The 16,762-nt window shown below is 60.1% G+C and carries 17 protein-coding genes; 12 read left to right on the top strand and 5 right to left on the bottom strand.

The genetic code is table 11. From position 1 onward, the window contains the following. Positions 1 to 144 precede the first annotated feature (144 nt). From choX to AC07VF_RS16230, 5 genes are all read left to right on the top strand, one after another. Entirely contained in the window at positions 145 to 1,086 is a 942-nt protein-coding gene (choX, locus tag AC07VF_RS16250; protein ID WP_495009264.1) for a choline ABC transporter substrate-binding protein, read from the top strand. A 39-nt stretch (positions 1,087 to 1,125) separates the two neighbouring features. After that, positions 1,126 to 2,061, top strand: coding sequence for an alpha/beta hydrolase (locus tag AC07VF_RS16245; protein ID WP_495009265.1), 936 nt, complete (start codon positions 1,126 to 1,128; stop codon positions 2,059 to 2,061). Between the two features lie 335 nt (positions 2,062 to 2,396). Continuing rightward, a complete protein-coding gene (locus AC07VF_RS16240) occupies positions 2,397 to 3,839 on the top strand; it encodes a cytochrome ubiquinol oxidase subunit I (protein WP_495009266.1) in 1,443 nt (480 codons plus the stop codon). Between the two features lie 3 nt (positions 3,840 to 3,842). Continuing rightward, positions 3,843 to 4,850, top strand: a complete 1,008-nt coding sequence (gene cydB / locus AC07VF_RS16235) for a cytochrome d ubiquinol oxidase subunit II (protein ID WP_122536680.1) — start codon at positions 3,843 to 3,845, stop codon at positions 4,848 to 4,850. Positions 4,851 to 4,907: 57 nt separating this feature from the next. Continuing rightward, complete coding sequence (locus tag AC07VF_RS16230; RefSeq protein ID WP_495009267.1) at positions 4,908 to 5,108, top strand: DUF2474 domain-containing protein; 201 nt, start codon at positions 4,908 to 4,910, stop codon at positions 5,106 to 5,108. A 103-nt stretch (positions 5,109 to 5,211) separates the two neighbouring features. Here the strand turns inward: AC07VF_RS16230 and AC07VF_RS16225 are convergent, their stop codons facing one another. Both AC07VF_RS16225 and AC07VF_RS16220 read right to left on the bottom strand, forming a co-directional pair. Continuing rightward, positions 5,212 to 6,336, bottom strand: a complete 1,125-nt coding sequence (locus AC07VF_RS16225; protein WP_495009268.1) for a methyltransferase — start codon at positions 6,334 to 6,336, stop codon at positions 5,212 to 5,214. Positions 6,337 to 6,483: 147 nt separating this feature from the next. Next, a complete protein-coding gene (locus AC07VF_RS16220; RefSeq protein WP_495009269.1) occupies positions 6,484 to 6,732 on the bottom strand; it encodes a helix-turn-helix transcriptional regulator in 249 nt (82 codons plus the stop codon). Between the two features lie 319 nt (positions 6,733 to 7,051). On the opposite strand from AC07VF_RS16220, the gene AC07VF_RS16215 reads away from it, so the two are divergent. Then, positions 7,052 to 7,828 (top strand): ferredoxin--NADP reductase, encoded by a 777-nt coding sequence (locus AC07VF_RS16215; RefSeq protein ID WP_495009270.1) that lies wholly within the window; start codon positions 7,052 to 7,054, stop codon positions 7,826 to 7,828. 72 nt (positions 7,829 to 7,900) lie between these two features. Here the strand turns inward: AC07VF_RS16215 and mscL are convergent, their stop codons facing one another. Beyond that, positions 7,901 to 8,350 carry a large-conductance mechanosensitive channel protein MscL gene (gene mscL / locus AC07VF_RS16210; protein WP_133776875.1) on the bottom strand — a complete coding sequence of 150 codons (450 nt, stop codon included), beginning with the start codon at positions 8,348 to 8,350 and terminating at the stop codon, positions 7,901 to 7,903. A 199-nt stretch (positions 8,351 to 8,549) separates the two neighbouring features. Here mscL and radA point away from each other — a divergent pair, with 199 nt between their 5' ends. Further along, complete coding sequence (gene radA / locus AC07VF_RS16205) at positions 8,550 to 9,917, top strand: DNA repair protein RadA (protein ID WP_074888638.1); 1,368 nt, start codon at positions 8,550 to 8,552, stop codon at positions 9,915 to 9,917. 12 nt (positions 9,918 to 9,929) lie between these two features. Here the strand turns inward: radA and AC07VF_RS16200 are convergent, their stop codons facing one another. Next, positions 9,930 to 10,298, bottom strand: coding sequence for a PilZ domain-containing protein (locus AC07VF_RS16200; RefSeq protein ID WP_346629207.1), 369 nt, complete (start codon positions 10,296 to 10,298; stop codon positions 9,930 to 9,932). A 153-nt stretch (positions 10,299 to 10,451) separates the two neighbouring features. Here AC07VF_RS16200 and AC07VF_RS16195 point away from each other — a divergent pair, with 153 nt between their 5' ends. The 5 genes from AC07VF_RS16195 to AC07VF_RS16175 all read left to right on the top strand — a co-directional run bounded on the left by AC07VF_RS16195 (position 10,452) and on the right by AC07VF_RS16175 (position 15,326). Continuing rightward, on the top strand, positions 10,452 to 12,521 hold the full coding sequence (locus tag AC07VF_RS16195; RefSeq protein ID WP_495009271.1) for a carbon starvation CstA family protein: 2,070 nt from the start codon (positions 10,452 to 10,454) through the stop codon (positions 12,519 to 12,521). A 26-nt stretch (positions 12,522 to 12,547) separates the two neighbouring features. Beyond that, on the top strand, positions 12,548 to 12,745 hold the full coding sequence (locus AC07VF_RS16190) for a YbdD/YjiX family protein (protein WP_065987541.1): 198 nt from the start codon (positions 12,548 to 12,550) through the stop codon (positions 12,743 to 12,745). A gap of 131 nt (positions 12,746 to 12,876) precedes the next feature. Then, positions 12,877 to 13,848: a GTPase gene (gene yjiA / locus AC07VF_RS16185; protein WP_495009272.1), complete on the top strand. Its 972-nt coding sequence runs from the start codon at positions 12,877 to 12,879 to the stop codon at positions 13,846 to 13,848. Between the two features lie 153 nt (positions 13,849 to 14,001). Further along, the gene (locus AC07VF_RS16180; protein WP_495009273.1) at positions 14,002 to 14,952 is read left to right on the top strand and encodes a hypothetical protein; all 951 of its coding nucleotides are present in this window, start codon (positions 14,002 to 14,004) and stop codon (positions 14,950 to 14,952) included. After that, positions 14,940 to 15,326, top strand: a complete 387-nt coding sequence (locus AC07VF_RS16175; protein ID WP_192173252.1) for a hypothetical protein — start codon at positions 14,940 to 14,942, stop codon at positions 15,324 to 15,326. Before AC07VF_RS16180 ends, AC07VF_RS16175 begins: the two co-directional genes overlap by 13 nt. Positions 15,327 to 15,476: 150 nt before the next feature. Here AC07VF_RS16175 and glyA read toward each other — a convergent pair whose 3' ends face one another. Further along, positions 15,477 to 16,730: a serine hydroxymethyltransferase gene (gene glyA, locus AC07VF_RS16170; protein WP_192173251.1), complete on the bottom strand. Its 1,254-nt coding sequence runs from the start codon at positions 16,728 to 16,730 to the stop codon at positions 15,477 to 15,479. Positions 16,731 to 16,762 lie beyond the last annotated feature (32 nt).

The following is a 16,762-nucleotide window of genomic DNA, read 5'->3' as shown; positions in this document are numbered from 1 at the left end:
CAGGTCGCGCTGGTGCGCTTGATGCTCAGGCCTGCTGCGTACCTTGCATCGACGCGGCAGCCATCGAATTGCCGCGGGTCTTCAAGCCTTGAAAAACTGCCGAAAAGAGCTGAATAAAATAACGAGCCGACCCGAGGAGCACCCATGAAGTCATTTATTCGTCATTTCAGTTGCGCTGTGTTGATGCTGAGCAGCACCGTCCTGCTGGCGGCGGAACCCGCCAAATGCCAGAACGTGCGCATGGGTGTGGTCAACTGGACAGACGTCGTCGCCACCAGCGCTGTCGCCGAAGTGCTGCTGCAGAACATGGGGTACGACGTGAAACAGACCAGCGCCGCCCAGCAAATCGTCTTCGGTGGTCTGCGTGACGATCGACTCGACGTCTTCATGGGTTACTGGAAACCGGCGATGGACAAGAACATCGCGCCCTTTGTGGCGGCCAATCAGGTCAAGGTGCTCGACGTGCCCAGCATGAGCGATGCCCAAGCCACGCTGGCGGTGCCGGACTATGTGGCGTCGGGCGGGCTGAACACCTTCGGCGATATCGCCAAATTCAAGGACAAGCTCGGCGGCAAGATCTACGGCATCGAGCCCGGCACCGGTGCCAACGCCAACATCAAGGGCATGATCGAGAAGAACCAGTTCGGCCTCGGCGGCTTCCAGTTGGTCGAGTCGGGCGAAGCCGGCATGCTCGCGGCGGTGCAGCGTGCGATCAAGCGTAATGAATGGGTGGTATTCGTCGGCTGGACCCCGCACCCGATGAACATCAATATGAAGATCGCCTACCTCACCGGCAGCGAAGACGTGTTCGGCTCGGGCGAAGGCGCTGCGACCGTTTCAGTGGTCACGGCGCCCGATTACGCGGCTCGTTGCCCGAACGTCAGCAAGCTGATGAGCAACCTGAAGTTCACCGCCGCTCAGGAAAGCCAGATGATGGTGCCGATCATGGACCGCAAGGCGCCGAACGACGTTGCCCGCCAGTGGCTCAAGGATCATCCTGAAGACATGAAACGCTGGCTGGATGGCGTGACCACCTTCGATGGCAAGGATGCAGCGGCCGCCGTGCAAGTGGCGGTGAACAAGTAAATCAACAGGCCTGGCCAAGGGCTCGGGCTGGAGCAGCCAATGCCCACGTCTTACCCGTTGTCACCCGAGATGTCGGCGTTCGTGACCAAAACGCTGAGCTTCAGCAGCGCGTCGGAGGACATCAACGAGCAGCGCCGTGCGTATGCGCGGATGAGCGAAGCGTTCACACCCGCCCGTCCGGCAGATCTCGATGTCAGGGATTTTGCCCTCGGCGGCGTGGCGGTGCGCAGTTACCGACCTCGGCGGCTGTCCCTCGAACATCCGGCGCCGTGCGTGATGTACATCCACGGCGGCGGCTGGGTGGTCGGCGATCTGGATTCCCATGACTTTCTGACCGCAGCCCTGGCGGCCGACCTCAACGCCGTGGTCGTCGCCGTGGATTACCGGCTGGCGCCCGAACACCCGTTTCCCGCAGGATTCGGCGACTGTCTGGCGGTCTGGCACGCCTTGCAGATTCAGGCGCAGCGGCTGGACATCGACCCGCGTCGCATCGCCATTGCCGGGGACAGCGCCGGTGGCAATCTCGCCGCTGCAGTGTGTCTGGCGCTGCGCGATTCCGGTGAGCGTCAGCCAGTGGGGCAGGCGCTGATTTACCCCGAGCTCGGGGGCGACACCGATCTGCCCTCACGCCGTGAATGCGCCGACGCACCGCTTCTTTCCACCGATGAGCTGGGGTTCTACCGGCAGATGTACATGGCGCCGGACGAACAATCGGCCTATGCCCGTCCGCTCCGCGCAGCTGATTTCCATGACCTGGCGCCTGCGTTCATTGCCGTCGCGCAGTTCGACCCGTTGCGTGACGACGGTGTTGCCTACGAGCGCGCGCTGCGTGAAGCGGGCGTGCGCACCGAGTTCGATCCCGGTCTCGGGCTGCTTCACGGTAGCCTCAGGGCCAAAGGCCAAGTGCCGGAAGTCGACGCGCTTTATCAGCGACTGATTTCTGCGCTGTTGGGCTTTATTCGCGATCCGTTGTAGGACCTTCTACTAGCGCTTTGTCAGTGCTGCGCTGCAATTCCACGCACCCTGTTCTGCTTCCCGCCAACTGCACCGCCCTGGCGGGTGAGTCAACTCGCCACGCGACAAAAGACCACGCAGAGCAAGTGCCGAAATGGGACTACTCTTTCACTGTCAGCTGACCTGGATCAATGCCCTGGCCTGTATTGATCGAACTGGCCGCGTGACGCATCCCCCGGTCGCCGACCTGAGCACGAATCCAAGAGAACAAACGCCACACCTCGTACTCAATACACCGGGGGCAGTCGCTGAAGGCCCTGAGTCTGAAGCCAGTTCCACCTGATAGAGGAAGACCTATGTTCGGCTTAGAGGCGCTCGATCTCGCCCGAATCCAGTTTGCGTTCACCGTTTCATTTCACATTCTTTTCCCTGCCATCACCATTGGTCTGGCGAGCTTCCTTGCGGTGCTTGAAGGCTTGTGGCTGAAAACCCATGACAACACCTACCGCGACCTTTATCACTTCTGGTCGAAGATCTTTGCCGTCAACTTCGGCATGGGTGTGGTTTCGGGTCTGGTCATGGCGTATGAGTTCGGTACCAACTGGAGCCGCTTCTCCGATTTCGCCGGCGCGGTCACCGGGCCGCTGCTGACCTATGAAGTGCTCACCGCATTCTTCCTCGAAGCGGGTTTTCTCGGCGTCATGCTGTTCGGCTGGAACCGCGTCGGTCGCGGCCTGCACTTCTTCGCCACGTCGATGGTGGCCGTCGGCACACTGATTTCGACCTTCTGGATTCTGGCTTCCAACAGCTGGATGCAAACCCCCCAAGGCTTCGAGATAGTCGATGGCCGGGTGATTCCGGTGGACTGGTTCGCGGTGATCTTCAACCCGTCGTTCCCGTACCGTCTGATGCACATGGCGATTGCCGCCTTCGTCGCCACGGCGTTCTTCGTCGGCGCCTCGGCGGCCTGGCACCTACTGCGTGGCCGCGACAACCCGGCGATCCGCAGAATGCTGTCCATGGCCATGTGGATGGCGCTGATCGTTGCGCCGATTCAGGCAATGGTGGGCGACGCTCACGGCTTGAACACCCTGGAGCACCAGCCGGCCAAGATCGCCGCCATCGAAGGTCACTGGGAAAACGTCGGCGACGAGCCGACCCCGCTGATCCTGTTCGGCATCCCGGACATGAAGGAAGAGCGCACCAAGTACGCCGTCGAGATTCCGTACCTGGGCAGCCTGATCCTGACCCACAGTCTGGACAAGCAGATCCCGGCCCTCAAATCCTTCCCGCCGGAGGACCGTCCGAATTCTCTGATCGTGTTCTGGTCGTTCCGGGTCATGGTGGCGCTGGGCATGCTGATGATCGCGGTCGGTCTGTGGAGCGCCTGGCTGCGCTGGCGCGGCGGGCTGTACACCAATCGCTGGTTCCTGCGTCTAGTCATGTGCATGGGGCCGGCCGGTCTGATCGCCATGCTGGCGGGCTGGTTCACCACCGAAATCGGGCGTCAGCCGTGGGTGGTCTATGGGCTGATGCGTACTGCCAATGCGGCGTCCCGCCACAGCGTTGAGCAGCTGAGCATCACGCTGGTGTTGTTCGTCGTGGTGTATTTCCTGCTGTTCGGCACGGGCTTCGGCTACATGATGCGTCTGGTACGCAAAGGGCCCAAAACCCATGAAGGTGACACTCCGGCACATGGCGGACCTGGGCAGAAACGCACCCCGGCGCGTCCTCTTTCTGCTGCTGCTGATGAAAGCAGCACGGACCACCGCAAAGACAGCCTGACTGAGGGGAACTGAGCCATGGGTATCGATCTTCCACTGATCTGGGCCGTGATCATCATCTTCGGCGTCATGATGTACGTCATCATGGACGGCTTCGATCTGGGCATCGGGATACTGTTCCCGTTCATGAAGGACAAGACTGACCGCGACGTGATGATGAACACCGTCGCGCCGGTCTGGGACGGCAACGAGACCTGGCTGGTGCTGGGCGGGGCCGGCTTGTTCGGCGCCTTCCCGCTGGCCTACTCGGTCGTGCTTGAGGCGCTGTATCTGCCGCTGATCTTCATGCTGTTCGGGCTGATCTTCCGCGGCGTGGCATTCGAGTTCCGCTTCAAGGCCACTGACGTCAAGCGGCATCTGTGGGACAAGGCGTTCATCGGCGGTTCCCTGGTGGCAACGTTCTTCCAGGGCGTGGCACTGGGCGCGTACATCGACGGCATTCCCGTGGTCGACCGTGCCTATGCCGGAGGCGGGCTGGACTGGCTGACGCCGTTCTCTGTCTTCTGCGGTCTGGCGCTGATCGTGGCCTATGCCTTGCTCGGCTGCACCTGGCTGATCATGAAGACCGAAGGGCCGTTGCAGAAAGCCATGCATGACTTGGCACGCCCTTTGGCCCTGGCCACGCTGGTGGTCATGGCCATCGTCAGTCTGTGGACGCCGCTGGCCCACCAAGCCATCGCCGATCGCTGGTTCAGCCTGCCAAACCTGCTGTGGTTCATGCCGGTGCCGGCGCTGGTCATGCTGACGATGTACGGCCTGTTCAAAGCGGTGGCGCGCAATGCCAACTACGCACCGTTCCTGCTGACGCTGGTGTTGATCTTCCTCGGCTACAGCGGTCTGGGCATCAGCCTGTGGCCGAACATCATTCCGCCGACTGTGTCGATCTGGGCAGCGGCATCGCCGCCACAGAGTCAGGGGTTCATGCTGGTCGGTACGCTGTTCATCATTCCGCTGATCCTGGGTTACACGTTCTGGAGCTACTACGTATTCCGCGGCAAAGTCACCCACGAACACGGCTATCACTAGCCGGTTGCGGCCCCGGTGTATCGCCGGGGCCGGACTGCGCGATAAGAGGGTTTAGCGATGTCGGTTAAAGAATCTGTTCAGCATGAAGCCCGGAATCAGGATGAGCACAGGCGTGAGGTTGATCCAGCGCAGGGCAAGCCACTGTGGCAGCGCATCGGCTGGCTGTTAGTCATCTGGACCGGCAGCGTGCTGGCCCTCTTCGTGGTCGCCATGCTGCTGCGCATGTTCATGACGGCGGCAGGCATGAAGTCGCACTGAATGATGCTCGCTCAATAAAAAACCCGCTTCGGCGGGTTTTTTTGTGCGGTCATGTTGGCGTTGCAGCAACATTGCGGGAGCGAGTTTGCTCGCGAAGAGGATTCTACTTACGCGCCTTGAGGATCACGAATTTCGGCGTCGCCGCCACTTGTTCCACGCCCCTGAACAACCGAGCCAGTTTGCTGTGATAGCCCAGGTGCCGGTTGCCGACGATGTACAGCGCGCCGCCGGTGACCAGTGCCGAGCGCGCCTGCTGGAACATCCGCCAGGCGAGGAAATCGCCGACCACTTGCTGCTGGTGGAACGGCGGATTGCACAGGATGACGTCCAGCGAATCGGGCTCCTGCGCCGCCAGCCCGTCACCTGCGTGAATCACCGCCGGGCGCTTGCCGAAGGCCAACGCCCAGTTCTCCTGCGCCGACTGCACCGCCATGAATGACTCGTCCACCAGCGTGTAATGAGCGTCGGGGTTTTCCAGCGCGCTGGCGATGGCGAGCACGCCATTGCCGCAACCCAGATCGGCGACCCGCGCTGAGCCCAGGCCCTTGGGCAAGTACGGCAGGAAGGCGCGGGTGCCGATGTCCAGACTGTCGCGGCAGAACACGTTGGCGTGGTTGATCAACTCGATCTTCGGCTCGTCCAGCGTGTAACGGGTGGGGTAGGGCGAGGGTTGCACGGTTTTGGCTTCAGGCGTGCAAAACAGCAGCCGCGCCTTTTTTACCGCGAGCGATGCCTGCACCGGGCCGATGTACTCTTCCATCAGCTCCCCCGCGGAGCGTGGCAGGTGCTTGATCATGCCGGCAGCGACGACTCTGGCGTTCGGGGCCAGTTGGCCCTGCAAACGAATCAGCTGCTCTTCCAGCAAGGCGAGGGTCTTGGGTACGCGAATCAGCACCCAGTCGAAGGGACCGGTCAACGGCGCGCTCGCCGGGATCACCGGCACCGCGTCGTAGGTCAGGCCATTGCGCACCAGGTTCTTTTCCAGGGCCTGAGCGCTGAGGTACGAATCCGTGCTGCTGACCACCGTGGCATGGGGCGCAAGGCTCGCTGCGAGTGCGCCGAAACTGTCGTTGAGCACCAGCACCCGGGTTTGCAGCGTCACGCCCTGTTCAGCGACATGGTTGAGCAGGTACTCGTCGGCGGCATCGAAGGCCTGCAAGGGCTCATCCGACTGCTCCGGCTGGCGGATCAGGTCGAGCTGGGCAAACGGGGTGGTAAGCAGCGGCATGGGCGGAGCAGTTCCAGTCATTGATGGCGCGACCGGCGTATCGGCGGCAGTTACACCTGCGCCGGCGTGTCCAGGTTCGCAAAGCCGGCGATTTTACGTGTTTTTGCCCGCGCGCACCGGGCTTTTCTCCCCTGCCTCACCTTGTGCCTAGATCACCCCATCTTTCGTTGCCTGGACCACTGCCGACATCTTGTTGCAGGCGCCGATCTTCTGGATGGCTTTGCCAACGTGGAAGTTAACGGTGCGCGCTGTGACATCCAGTATCAACGCGACTTCTGCCGCCGTCTTGCCAGTCGCGGACCACTTCAATACCTCTACCTCTCTGACCGTCAGGCCCTTGTAGGCGAGCGTCTCCGCGTTCGCCGTGCAGTCTTCCCCCAGCTTCCGAATACCCATCGTGTGCCTCCATGCTCAGTCTTGATCGTCCTGATCGAAGTCTAGGAAACAATTACGGCCCGGGATGGAGCGCGGTTCGTGGTCGCGTCGAAGTACCGCCCCGATTAGCTGCAGACATGATTTGGAAAAGCTAAGGGAATCATGAGGTTAGGACGATTGTGTGCTTCTGCATGAATCACCTGGCGATAACGCCGATAGCGAAATGCTCTAAAAATCGCATCAGTCGTTGCGGATATCACTACAAACCGGTGGTGTTTATCACGGCGGGTTTGCGGGACACTGATCACCCTTTTTGTGAGACAGGAGCCAGGAGCGCCCCATGACTGCCAGTGCAGAGAAATTCACCCGGCAAACGCTGCTGGACGTTACGCCGCTGACTCCCAGTCTCTTTACCTTTCGCACCACCCGCGATCCCGGTTTCCGCTTCACGGCAGGACAGTTCGCCCGTCTGGGCGTCACCAAGCCCGATGGTACGACGGTGTGGCGGGCGTACTCGGTGGTGTCTTCGCCCTTCGATGAATTCCTCGAGTTCTTCTCCATTGTGGTGCCCAACGGCGAATTCACCAGCGAGCTGAGCCGGCTTCGTCAGGGCGACACGCTGATGGTGGAAAAACAGGCGGTGGGTTACCTGACCCTTGATCGCTTCACCGATGGTCGCGACCTCTGGATGTTATCCACAGGGACCGGCGTTGCGCCGTTCCTGTCGATCCTGCAGGACTTCGAGGTCTGGGAAAAATTCGAGCGCATCATTCTGGTGTACAGCGTCCGCGAGTCCCGGGAACTGGCCTACCAGCAGCTCATCGCCGAGCTGACCCAGCGCGAATACCTGGTCGAGTACGCGCACAAGTTCAGATTCATCGCAACGGTGACGCGGGAGCCGCATCCCGGTGCGCTCAACGGACGGATTACCACGCTGATCGAAAACGGTGAGTTGGAGAAGGCGGCCGGCGTCGCGCTGACACCCGAGCACTCACGGGTGATGATCTGCGGCAATCCGCAGATGATCGAGGACACCCGCGCGGTACTGAAAACCCGTGACATGCGCCTGGCGTTGACGCGCAAGCCGGGACAGATCGCGGTGGAGAATTATTGGTAAGTTGATACTGCGGTGTGATCGTAAGACACATGTGGGAACGAGCAAGCTCACTCCCACATGTTATGACCGGCGTTAAACGAACCGGTCAGGCGTCACTGGCAGTGGCGCAGCCGGCTTGTTGTTTTGCTCTTTCAGCAGGTCGCGGATTTCGCCCAGCAGCAGCTCTTCCTTGGACGGGGTTGGCGGCAGGGTCGGTGCTTTGGCCTCTTCGCGTTTCAGGCGGTTGATCGCTTTGACGCCCATGAAGATGGCGAACGCGACGATGATGAAGTCGATCACGGTCTGAATGAACTTGCCGTAGGCCAGCACCACCGCAGGTGCAGTCCCTTCAGCAGGCCGCAGCATGATGGCCAGATCACTGAAGTCCACGCCGCCGATCAGCAACCCGAGGGGCGGCATGATTACATCGCCGACGAACGACGAAACGATCTTGCCGAATGCCGCGCCGATGATGATACCGACGGCCATGTCGACGACGTTTCCTTTTACGGCAAAGGCTTTGAACTCGCTTAGTACGCTCATGGGTGTATTCCTTTGTTACAGATGAGAGTGGTAAATGCAGTGTAAGTCAGCTACCTGCATCTCGCTTAATCCATGCAATCGACCGGGTCCGTCCCGGTTAGTTTTATTTAATCCTCCAAAAGCGTGCGTGCCCGATGGCGCTGCCACCGACGGTTTGACGCATCGGGTATGATTGCCCTCTTTTTACATCGGGGGTGTCATGGCCAAGGCCAAACGCATGTACGGCTGCACCGAGTGCGGTTCGACGTTTCCCAAATGGGCCGGCCAGTGCAGCGAATGCGGTGCCTGGAATACCCTCGTTGAAACCGTGATCGACAACAGTACGGCGGCTGCGCCCAGCGGTCGTTCCGGCTGGACCGGCCAGCAGGCGCAGATCAAAACCCTGGCGGAAGTCAGTGTTGAAGAAATCCCGCGTTTTTCCACCAACTCCACTGAGCTGGACCGCGTTCTCGGCGGCGGCCTGGTGGATGGCTCTGTGGTGTTGATTGGCGGCGACCCCGGCATCGGCAAATCGACCATTCTGTTGCAGACCCTCTGCGCCATCGCCGAGCGGATGCCGGCGCTGTACGTCACTGGCGAAGAGTCGCAGCAGCAGGTCGCGATGCGCGCCCGTCGGCTTGGCTTGCCCCAGGACAAACTGCGGGTCATGACCGAAACCTGCATCGAAACCATCATTGCCACGGCGCGCATCGAGCAGCCGAAGGTCATGGTGATCGACTCGATCCAGACCATCTTCACCGAACAACTGCAATCAGCGCCCGGCGGCGTATCCCAGGTTCGCGAGAGTGCCGCGTTGCTGGTGCGATACGCCAAGCAGAGCGGCACCGCGATCTTTCTGGTCGGCCACGTCACCAAAGAAGGCGCGCTGGCCGGGCCTCGGGTGCTGGAGCACATGGTCGACACCGTGCTGTATTTCGAAGGCGAGTCCGATGGCCGCCTGCGTCTGCTGCGTGCGGTGAAAAATCGCTTCGGCGCCGTCAACGAATTGGGCGTCTTCGGCATGACCGACAAAGGCCTGAAAGAAGTCTCGAACCCCTCGGCGATCTTTCTCACACGTGCGCAGGAAGAAGTCGCGGGCAGCGTGGTCATGGCCACATGGGAGGGCACCCGGCCGATGCTGGTCGAAGTGCAGGCGCTGGTCGATGACAGCCACCTTTCCAACCCGCGTCGCGTGACCTTGGGGCTGGATCAAAACCGGCTGGCCATGCTGCTGGCGGTACTGCACCGCCACGGCGGCATCCCTACCCATGACCAGGATGTGTTTCTCAACGTCGTGGGCGGGGTGAAAGTGCTGGAAACCGCTTCCGACCTGGCCTTGATGGCCGCCGTCATGTCCAGCCTGCGCAACCGTGCGCTGCCGGGCGACTTGCTGGTGTTTGGCGAAGTGGGCTTGTCCGGCGAAGTTCGGCCCGTGCCCAGTGGTCAGGAGCGTCTCAAGGAAGCGGCCAAGCACGGCTTCAAACGCGCCATCGTGCCCAAGGGCAACGCCCCGAAAGAGTCGCCGCCGGGCCTGACGGTGATTGGCGTGACTCGCCTGGATCAAGCACTGGACGCGTTGTTCGAGTAAGGGCAGCGCGTTCTATAGATGTATGAGTGCGCCCAGCTCACGCTCCAGTTCATCGTGATCGGCAATATTGAGCTCGATCAGTCGACGCAGGTGCGTCACTGAATCGAGCTCGATGTGCTTGCAGACAAACCCCAGGTGATTGTGATCATCGTGGGTCAGCAGCACTTCCATCACGACATCAATACCGTCCTGCAACTCAATGTCGACCATGAAGCGTTCATCGGGATCACCCTCCCAGGGTGACGGCTTTTCGATCAGCAGCCCCTTGAGCGACAGGTCGATCAGCTGAACCGTCCAGGTTTTGCCGCCTTGTGTGAGTTTCGTTTTCGCGTCGAATGCAACACGTTTGAAGCGACGACGATCTTTGTGGTTCTCGGTCATTACGCTACTACTCCTTCAGCGCCTGAAGCGCCCGCTGCGTTGACTATAGGACAAATATCGCGCTAGACCATCGTGGGGGTAGCCTTTCGCTCCGGCGGCGCTAAACTTCGCTTGCTGAACAACAATAAGTCCACTCAGTTGGAAACAAAAAAAATGAAAAACAATAATGGTCTGCTGCGCCACGTGCCCTGGCTGATTGTTGCGATCCTTGGGGCCTGGGCTCTGGGTGTGGTTGCATTGCGTCGCGGGGAGGCGATCAATGCACTCTGGATTGTGGTCGCCGCAGTGGCCATTTATCTGGTCGCTTATCGCTACTACAGCCTGTTCATCGCAACCAAGGTCATGCAACTCGACCCGACCCGGGCCACCCCCGCGGTGCTCAAGAACGACGGGCTCGACTACGTTCCCACCAATAAACACATTCTCTTCGGTCACCACTTCGCTGCCATTGCCGGCGCTGGTCCGCTGGTCGGTCCGGTGCTCGCCGCGCAGATGGGCTATCTGCCCGGCACGCTGTGGCTGATCGCCGGCGTCGTGCTGGCGGGTGCGGTTCAGGACTTCATGATCCTGTTCCTTTCCACGCGCCGTAACGGTCGCTCCCTGGGCGACATGGTGCGCGAAGAAATGGGCCGCATCCCCGGCACCATCGCGTTGTTCGGCTGTTTCCTGATCATGATCATCATCCTCGCGGTGCTGGCGCTGATCGTCGTCAAGGCACTGGCCGAGAGCCCATGGGGCATGTTCACGGTCATGGCGACGATTCCGATCGCGATGTTCATGGGCATCTACATGCGCTTCATCCGCCCGGGCCGTATCGGCGAGATCTCGGTGGTGGGCGTCGTGCTGTTGCTGCTGTCGATCTGGGTCGGTGGCCTTGTGGCAGCGAGCCCTGAGTGGGCGCCGATGTTCGCCTTCACCGGCGTGCAGATCACCTGGATGCTGGTCGGTTACGGTTTTGTCGCGGCCATGCTGCCGGTCTGGCTGGTGTTGGCGCCTCGCGACTACCTGTCCACGTTCCTGAAAATCGGCACCATCATCGCGCTGGCGATCGGCATCCTGATTCTTGCGCCTGAGCTGAAAATGCCTGCGCTGACGCAGTTCACCGACGGCACCGGTCCGGTCTGGAAAGGCACCCTGTTCCCGTTCCTGTTCATCACCATTGCCTGTGGCGCCGTCTCCGGTTTCCACGCCCTGATTTCTTCGGGCACCACGCCGAAGCTGCTGGATAACGAAGTCAACGCCCGTTACATCGGTTACGGCGGCATGCTCATGGAATCGTTCGTGGCGATCATGGCCATGGTCGCGGCCTCGGTCATCGAGCCAGGCGTGTACTTCGCGATGAACAGCCCGGCGGCCATCGTCGGCTCCGACGTCGCTTCGGTCGCGCAGATGGTCAGCAGTTGGGGTTTCCTCATCACACCGGATCAATTGACCGCTGTGGCGAAGGACATCGGCGAAAACACCGTGCTGGCCCGTGCTGGTGGTGCACCGACGCTGGCGGTGGGTATCGCGCAGATCCTGCATCAGGCGTTCCCCGGTCAGAACACCATGGCGTTCTGGTACCACTTCGCGATTCTGTTTGAAGCGCTGTTCATCCTGACGGCAGTCGATGCCGGTACCCGTGCTGGCCGCTTCATGCTGCAGGACCTGCTGGGCAGTTTCGTGCCTGCGCTGAAACGCACCGAGTCCTGGACCGCCAACGCCATCGGTACCGGTGGTTGCGTCGCGCTGTGGGGGTATCTGCTGTATCAAGGCGTGATCGATCCGCTAGGCGGGATCAACACGTTGTGGCCACTGTTCGGTATCTCCAACCAGATGCTCGCGGGTATCGCGCTGATGCTGGCGACGGTTGTGCTGATCAAAATGAAGCGTCAGCAGTACGTCTGGGTCACCATCCTGCCGGCTTCATGGCTGCTGATCTGCACCGTGACCGCAGGCTTCATCAAGCTGTTCGACCCGAGCCCTGCGGTAGGCTTCCTGGCGCTGGCGAAGAAATACAGCGCGGCGGCAGACGCCGGTCAGGTGCTGGCCCCGGCCAAGACCATGGATCAAATGCAGCATGTGATCTTCAACGCCTACACCAACGCCACCCTGACCACGCTGTTCCTGTTCGTGGTCCTGAGCATTCTGTTCTATGCGTTGAAGGTCGGTCGGGCGGCGTGGGTCAAGAAAGAGCGTACCGACAAGGAATCGCCTTTCCAGGCTTTCCCGGAAACCCACTGAGTGCGCTGTAACGCGAGGAGCTGCCTATGTTCAACGATCTGAGTCGCCTGGGTAAGTATCTCGGTCAGGCCGCTCGCCTCATGGTGGGCATGCCGGATTACGACAACTACGTTGAGCATATGCAGAAGACTCACCCGGACAAGCCGGTGATGTCCTACGAAGCGTTCTTTCGGGAACGCCAGGACGCACGTTACGGCGGGAAGGGCGGGCCCAAGTGTTGCTAATGATGTGACCCTGGGTCATGTAGGAGTGAGCTTGCCCGCGATGCGCTGATTCAGTCGCCGCTGTACTGACTGACATTTCGAATCGCCAGCAACCTCACTCCTGTTTTTTTTCAGCGAATCGAGGTCTTTTTTTGTTCACACCTATCCCCGTCACGATCCTCAGCGGCTTTCTCGGCGCCGGCAAAACCACTCTGCTGCGCCATCTGCTCAAAGAAGAGCACGGCCTGAAGATCGCCGTGATCGAGAACGAATTCAGTGACGCCGGCGTCGACACCCAGTTGCTGGGCGACGAGCCCGTGCAGGTGATGACCCTGTCCAACGGCTGCGTCTGCTGCACCATTCACACCGACCTCACCAAAGCGCTGTATCTGCTGCTGGAACGCCTCGACAGTGGCGAGATCGCCTTCGATCGGCTGGTCATCGAATGCACCGGCCTGGCAGACCCCGCACCGGTGGCGCAGACCTTCTTCATCGACGAGGAGCTGCGCGAGCGCTACCTCCTCGACGGCATCATCACGCTGGTTGACGCGGCCCACGCCGACACGCACCTGGAGCAGACCATCGCCCAGGCGCAGATCGGCTTTGCAGATCGTCTGCTGGTGAGCAAGACCGATCTGGTGGATGAGGCGGCCTTCAACGCACTAAGCGAGCGACTGACCCGCATCAACCGACGTGCGCCGATCCGTGTGGTCGAGCACGGCAAGATTGATCTGGCCGAGTTGCTGGATGTGCGCGGCTTCAACCTGAACGCTGACATCGGCGGGATGACCCTGCGCCCGGCGGCTCCGGCGGGCCGCTCCATCGACCGCATCAGCAGCCTGGTTCTGCGCAGTGACCAGCCGCTGGATATCGACAGGCTCAGCACCTTCATGAACGAGCTGCTGGAAGAGCACGGCAAACAACTGCTGCGCTACAAAGGCGTGCTGAACATCGCCGGCGAAGACCGCAAATTGGTCTTTCAGGGGGTGTTGAAGCTGTACGGGTTTGATTTCGATGTGGAGTGGGCGGATGGCGAAAAGCGCGAAAGCGTGATCGTGTTCATTGCCGATGAACTGCCGGAAGAGAAGATCCGGGCCGGCTTTGCAGGCGTTGCTGCAGATTAGATATCGCGTGCGGGAATGGTCCGTAAGAGGAGCTATGCCGCCTGCGTAGGACCGTTCCGAATCGTACTTTCAACCTCCCTCCCTACGCTTCTAAACCCTACATCCCGTCCCTATCCTTGCTGGATCTGAAGTCAAGCAAGGACGGGCAGCCTCATGTCCAAGCCCTACGTGTTCATCAATGACCGCATACAAACCTACTTCACGCTCAAAGCTCGGGTCGGCGGCAGCGCAAAGTTTGATGTGCTGAATGCGCACATTCGCAATGTAGTGGTTATGCCGGGCCAGCTGGTGATTGTCAGCGATGGTTCGATGGGCAGCCTCACGGCAGAAGAAACCGAGCTGATGAACCTGGCGCGGAACGTCCATCGACAGGTTAAAGGCTCGGGCAGCGAACTGATCAAGAACTACGACCTGATGCAGAACATGCTCAGTTACGGATCGCTGGGCGTCGGCGCCGCCACAGGCAGTTGGAGTAAACACCTTAACGGCGTGCAGAAAACCCTCGAAGAAATCGAGCGGCTGTACAAGCTGTCGCTGTCCCGCGGGACGCCCATTGCCCGGCAGGAATTCATCAATCAACGGCAAGTGATATTTGCCAGGCTGGATGTTCAGCTGGAAGGTATCGCCCGCTGGGGGACCGGGTTGACTAAAAAAGGCCCACTGAAAAAGATGCTGGGGCTATCGACCAAAAGTTATCTGCGCACCGGGGAGATACAGGGCTACGCCACGCGAATTGCGAAGATCGCCAAGGTGGCGAAGTTGTTGAAGCATGGGACGGCGGTTGGGATTGGGTTGAATATCGCATCAACCGCGCTGGAGATTAAGGAAGCCTGTTCTACGGGACGTGAAGAGTTATGTACACGGGCTCATTACGTTGAGGGAGCAAAGTTAGCGGGTGGCGTGCTACTCGGACTTGCCGGGGGGGAAGTAGGGGCAGTAGCCGGGCCGGTGGTGTGTCTGGCTGTGTTTGGTGCGCCTACCTTGGGGCTAGCTGCGTTAGGTTGCGGAATTATTGCCGGCGGGGCTTTAGCCTATGCAAGCGGCACAATGGGCGAAGCAGGTGGCGAACTTCTTGGGGAGAAGCTCTACGAATGGACACCCTGATTTCATACGACGCGGCTATTTGGTTGACGCTGATAGAATTCGTTTTGATCTTCATCCACTTGGTCTCGTCTCATATCTTTTTCTTGAAATACATGGAGCGCATTGAAGATTATCTTTCCGACATCGAGATGATCGGCTTACATGCAGACTATTACGGTGATACTTGGCTGGGCCGAAGAATGCGCGAGTCGTTCATTACGATGATCTTGATCATGCCGGGTGCATTTAAAAAGCAGGAAGTCATTCCACCGTACAAGCTTCAGAAGCTTCCTGGCCACTTTCGGTTCTGGATCAAATTTTTCTTTTATTCCGCGATAGTTCTTCTTTCTGCAATGACCGTGCTCTACCTGCGTCTAAAGCAGGGAAGCGTATAGCCAGTTCTTGATTGAAAGACCATCGAAATCTCAGCCCTAACTCCTGATGACTTGCGCCTCTTCGACGTAGACAAGAAGCAGATACGAGGAGACAGCCTCAACAAAAAGCCCGGCTAACAAGCCGGGCTTTTTCACATCAACCAACCGCTATCAAGCGCCGTAAACCGGCAGCTTGGCGCAGATGGCCTGGACCTTCTCACGTACGGCGTTGATCACCGCTTCGTTGTTCAGGTCTGCCAGGATGTCGCAGATCCAGCCGGCCAATTCCTTGCACTCTGCTTCCTTGAAGCCCCGAGTGGTCACGGCCGGAGTGCCAAAGCGCAGGCCGGAGGTGACGAACGGGGAGCGTGGATCGTTCGGCACGGAGTTCTTGTTCACGGTGATGAACGCTTTGCCCAGTGCGGCGTCGGCGTCTTTGCCGGAGATGTCCTGCTTGATCAGCGACAGCAGGAACAGGTGGTTTTCAGTACCGCCGGAGACCACGTCGAAACCGCGCTCGATGAACACACCGGCCATGGCCTTGGCATTTTTCACCACTTGTTCCTGGTAGGTCTTGAACTCAGGCTGCAGTGCTTCCTTGAAGCAGATCGCCTTGGCCGCGATGACGTGCTCCAGAGGACCGCCCTGGCCGCCCGGGAAGACAGCGGAGTTCAGCTTCTTCTCGATGTCGGCGTTGGCGCGCGCCAGGATCAGGCCACCGCGCGGGCCGCGCAGGGTTTTGTGGGTGGTGGTGGTAACGACGTCAGCGAAGGGGACCGGGTTCGGGTAAACGCCTGCAGCGACCAGACCGGCCACGTGGGCCATGTCGACGAACAGGTAGGCGCCGACTTTGTCAGCGATTGCGCGGAAACGCGGGAAGTCGAGGATCTGCGAGTAGGCCGAGAAACCGGCAACGATCATCTTCGGCTTGTGCTCGACGGCCAGACGCTCGACTTCGTCGTAATCGATCAGGCCGTTGCCGTCGATGCCGTACTGAACGGCGTTATACAGCTTGCCCGACGAAGAAACGCTGGCGCCGTGGGTCAGGTGACCGCCGTGGGCCAGGCTCATGCCCAGGATGGTGTCGCCAGCATTGAGCAGCGCCAGATATACCGCGCTGTTGGCTTGGGAGCCTGCGTGTGGCTGGACGTTGGCGTAATCGGCGCCGAACAGTTGCTTGGCGCGATCAATGGCCAGTTGCTCGACGATGTCGACGTATTCGCAGCCACCGTAGTAACGCTTGCCTGGGTAGCCTTCAGCGTATTTGTTGGTGAGAACCGAGCCCTGGGCTTCCATGACTGCCGGGCTGGTGTAGTTCTCCGAGGCGATCAGCTCGATGTGATCTTCCTGACGCTTGGCTTCCTGTTCCATGGCGGCGTACAGGTCGGCGTCGTACTTGGCGATGGTCAAATTGCGGCTGAACATGGCGGTCCTCGGGGATCGGGCAGTAGAAAAGG

The organism is Pseudomonas sp. GW821-FHT02H06, from assembly GCF_059421525.1.
The sequence above is the reverse complement of the archived record's forward strand: the minus strand, read 5'-3'. Positions and strand labels throughout refer to the sequence as shown.

Coding starts and splice junctions, on each gene's coding strand:
- AC07VF_RS16225 (WP_495009268.1), bottom strand. CDS start 6,336: ATGCCGCTGCTTACCACCCCGTTTGCCCAGCTCGACCTGATCCGCCAG.
- choX (WP_495009264.1), top strand. CDS start 145: ATGAAGTCATTTATTCGTCATTTCAGTTGCGCTGTGTTGATGCTGAGC.
- AC07VF_RS16175 (WP_192173252.1), top strand. CDS start 14,940: ATGGACACCCTGATTTCATACGACGCGGCTATTTGGTTGACGCTGATA.
- AC07VF_RS16180 (WP_495009273.1), top strand. CDS start 14,002: ATGTCCAAGCCCTACGTGTTCATCAATGACCGCATACAAACCTACTTC.
- glyA (WP_192173251.1), bottom strand. CDS start 16,730: ATGTTCAGCCGCAATTTGACCATCGCCAAGTACGACGCCGACCTGTAC.
- mscL (WP_133776875.1), bottom strand. CDS start 8,350: ATGAGCGTACTAAGCGAGTTCAAAGCCTTTGCCGTAAAAGGAAACGTC.
- AC07VF_RS16230 (WP_495009267.1), top strand. CDS start 4,908: ATGTCGGTTAAAGAATCTGTTCAGCATGAAGCCCGGAATCAGGATGAG.
- AC07VF_RS16200 (WP_346629207.1), bottom strand. CDS start 10,298: ATGACCGAGAACCACAAAGATCGTCGTCGCTTCAAACGTGTTGCATTC.
- AC07VF_RS16220 (WP_495009269.1), bottom strand. CDS start 6,732: ATGGGTATTCGGAAGCTGGGGGAAGACTGCACGGCGAACGCGGAGACG.
- AC07VF_RS16195 (WP_495009271.1), top strand. CDS start 10,452: ATGAAAAACAATAATGGTCTGCTGCGCCACGTGCCCTGGCTGATTGTT.
- AC07VF_RS16240 (WP_495009266.1), top strand. CDS start 2,397: ATGTTCGGCTTAGAGGCGCTCGATCTCGCCCGAATCCAGTTTGCGTTC.
- radA (WP_074888638.1), top strand. CDS start 8,550: ATGGCCAAGGCCAAACGCATGTACGGCTGCACCGAGTGCGGTTCGACG.
- AC07VF_RS16190 (WP_065987541.1), top strand. CDS start 12,548: ATGTTCAACGATCTGAGTCGCCTGGGTAAGTATCTCGGTCAGGCCGCT.
- AC07VF_RS16245 (WP_495009265.1), top strand. CDS start 1,126: ATGCCCACGTCTTACCCGTTGTCACCCGAGATGTCGGCGTTCGTGACC.
- AC07VF_RS16215 (WP_495009270.1), top strand. CDS start 7,052: ATGACTGCCAGTGCAGAGAAATTCACCCGGCAAACGCTGCTGGACGTT.
- cydB (WP_122536680.1), top strand. CDS start 3,843: ATGGGTATCGATCTTCCACTGATCTGGGCCGTGATCATCATCTTCGGC.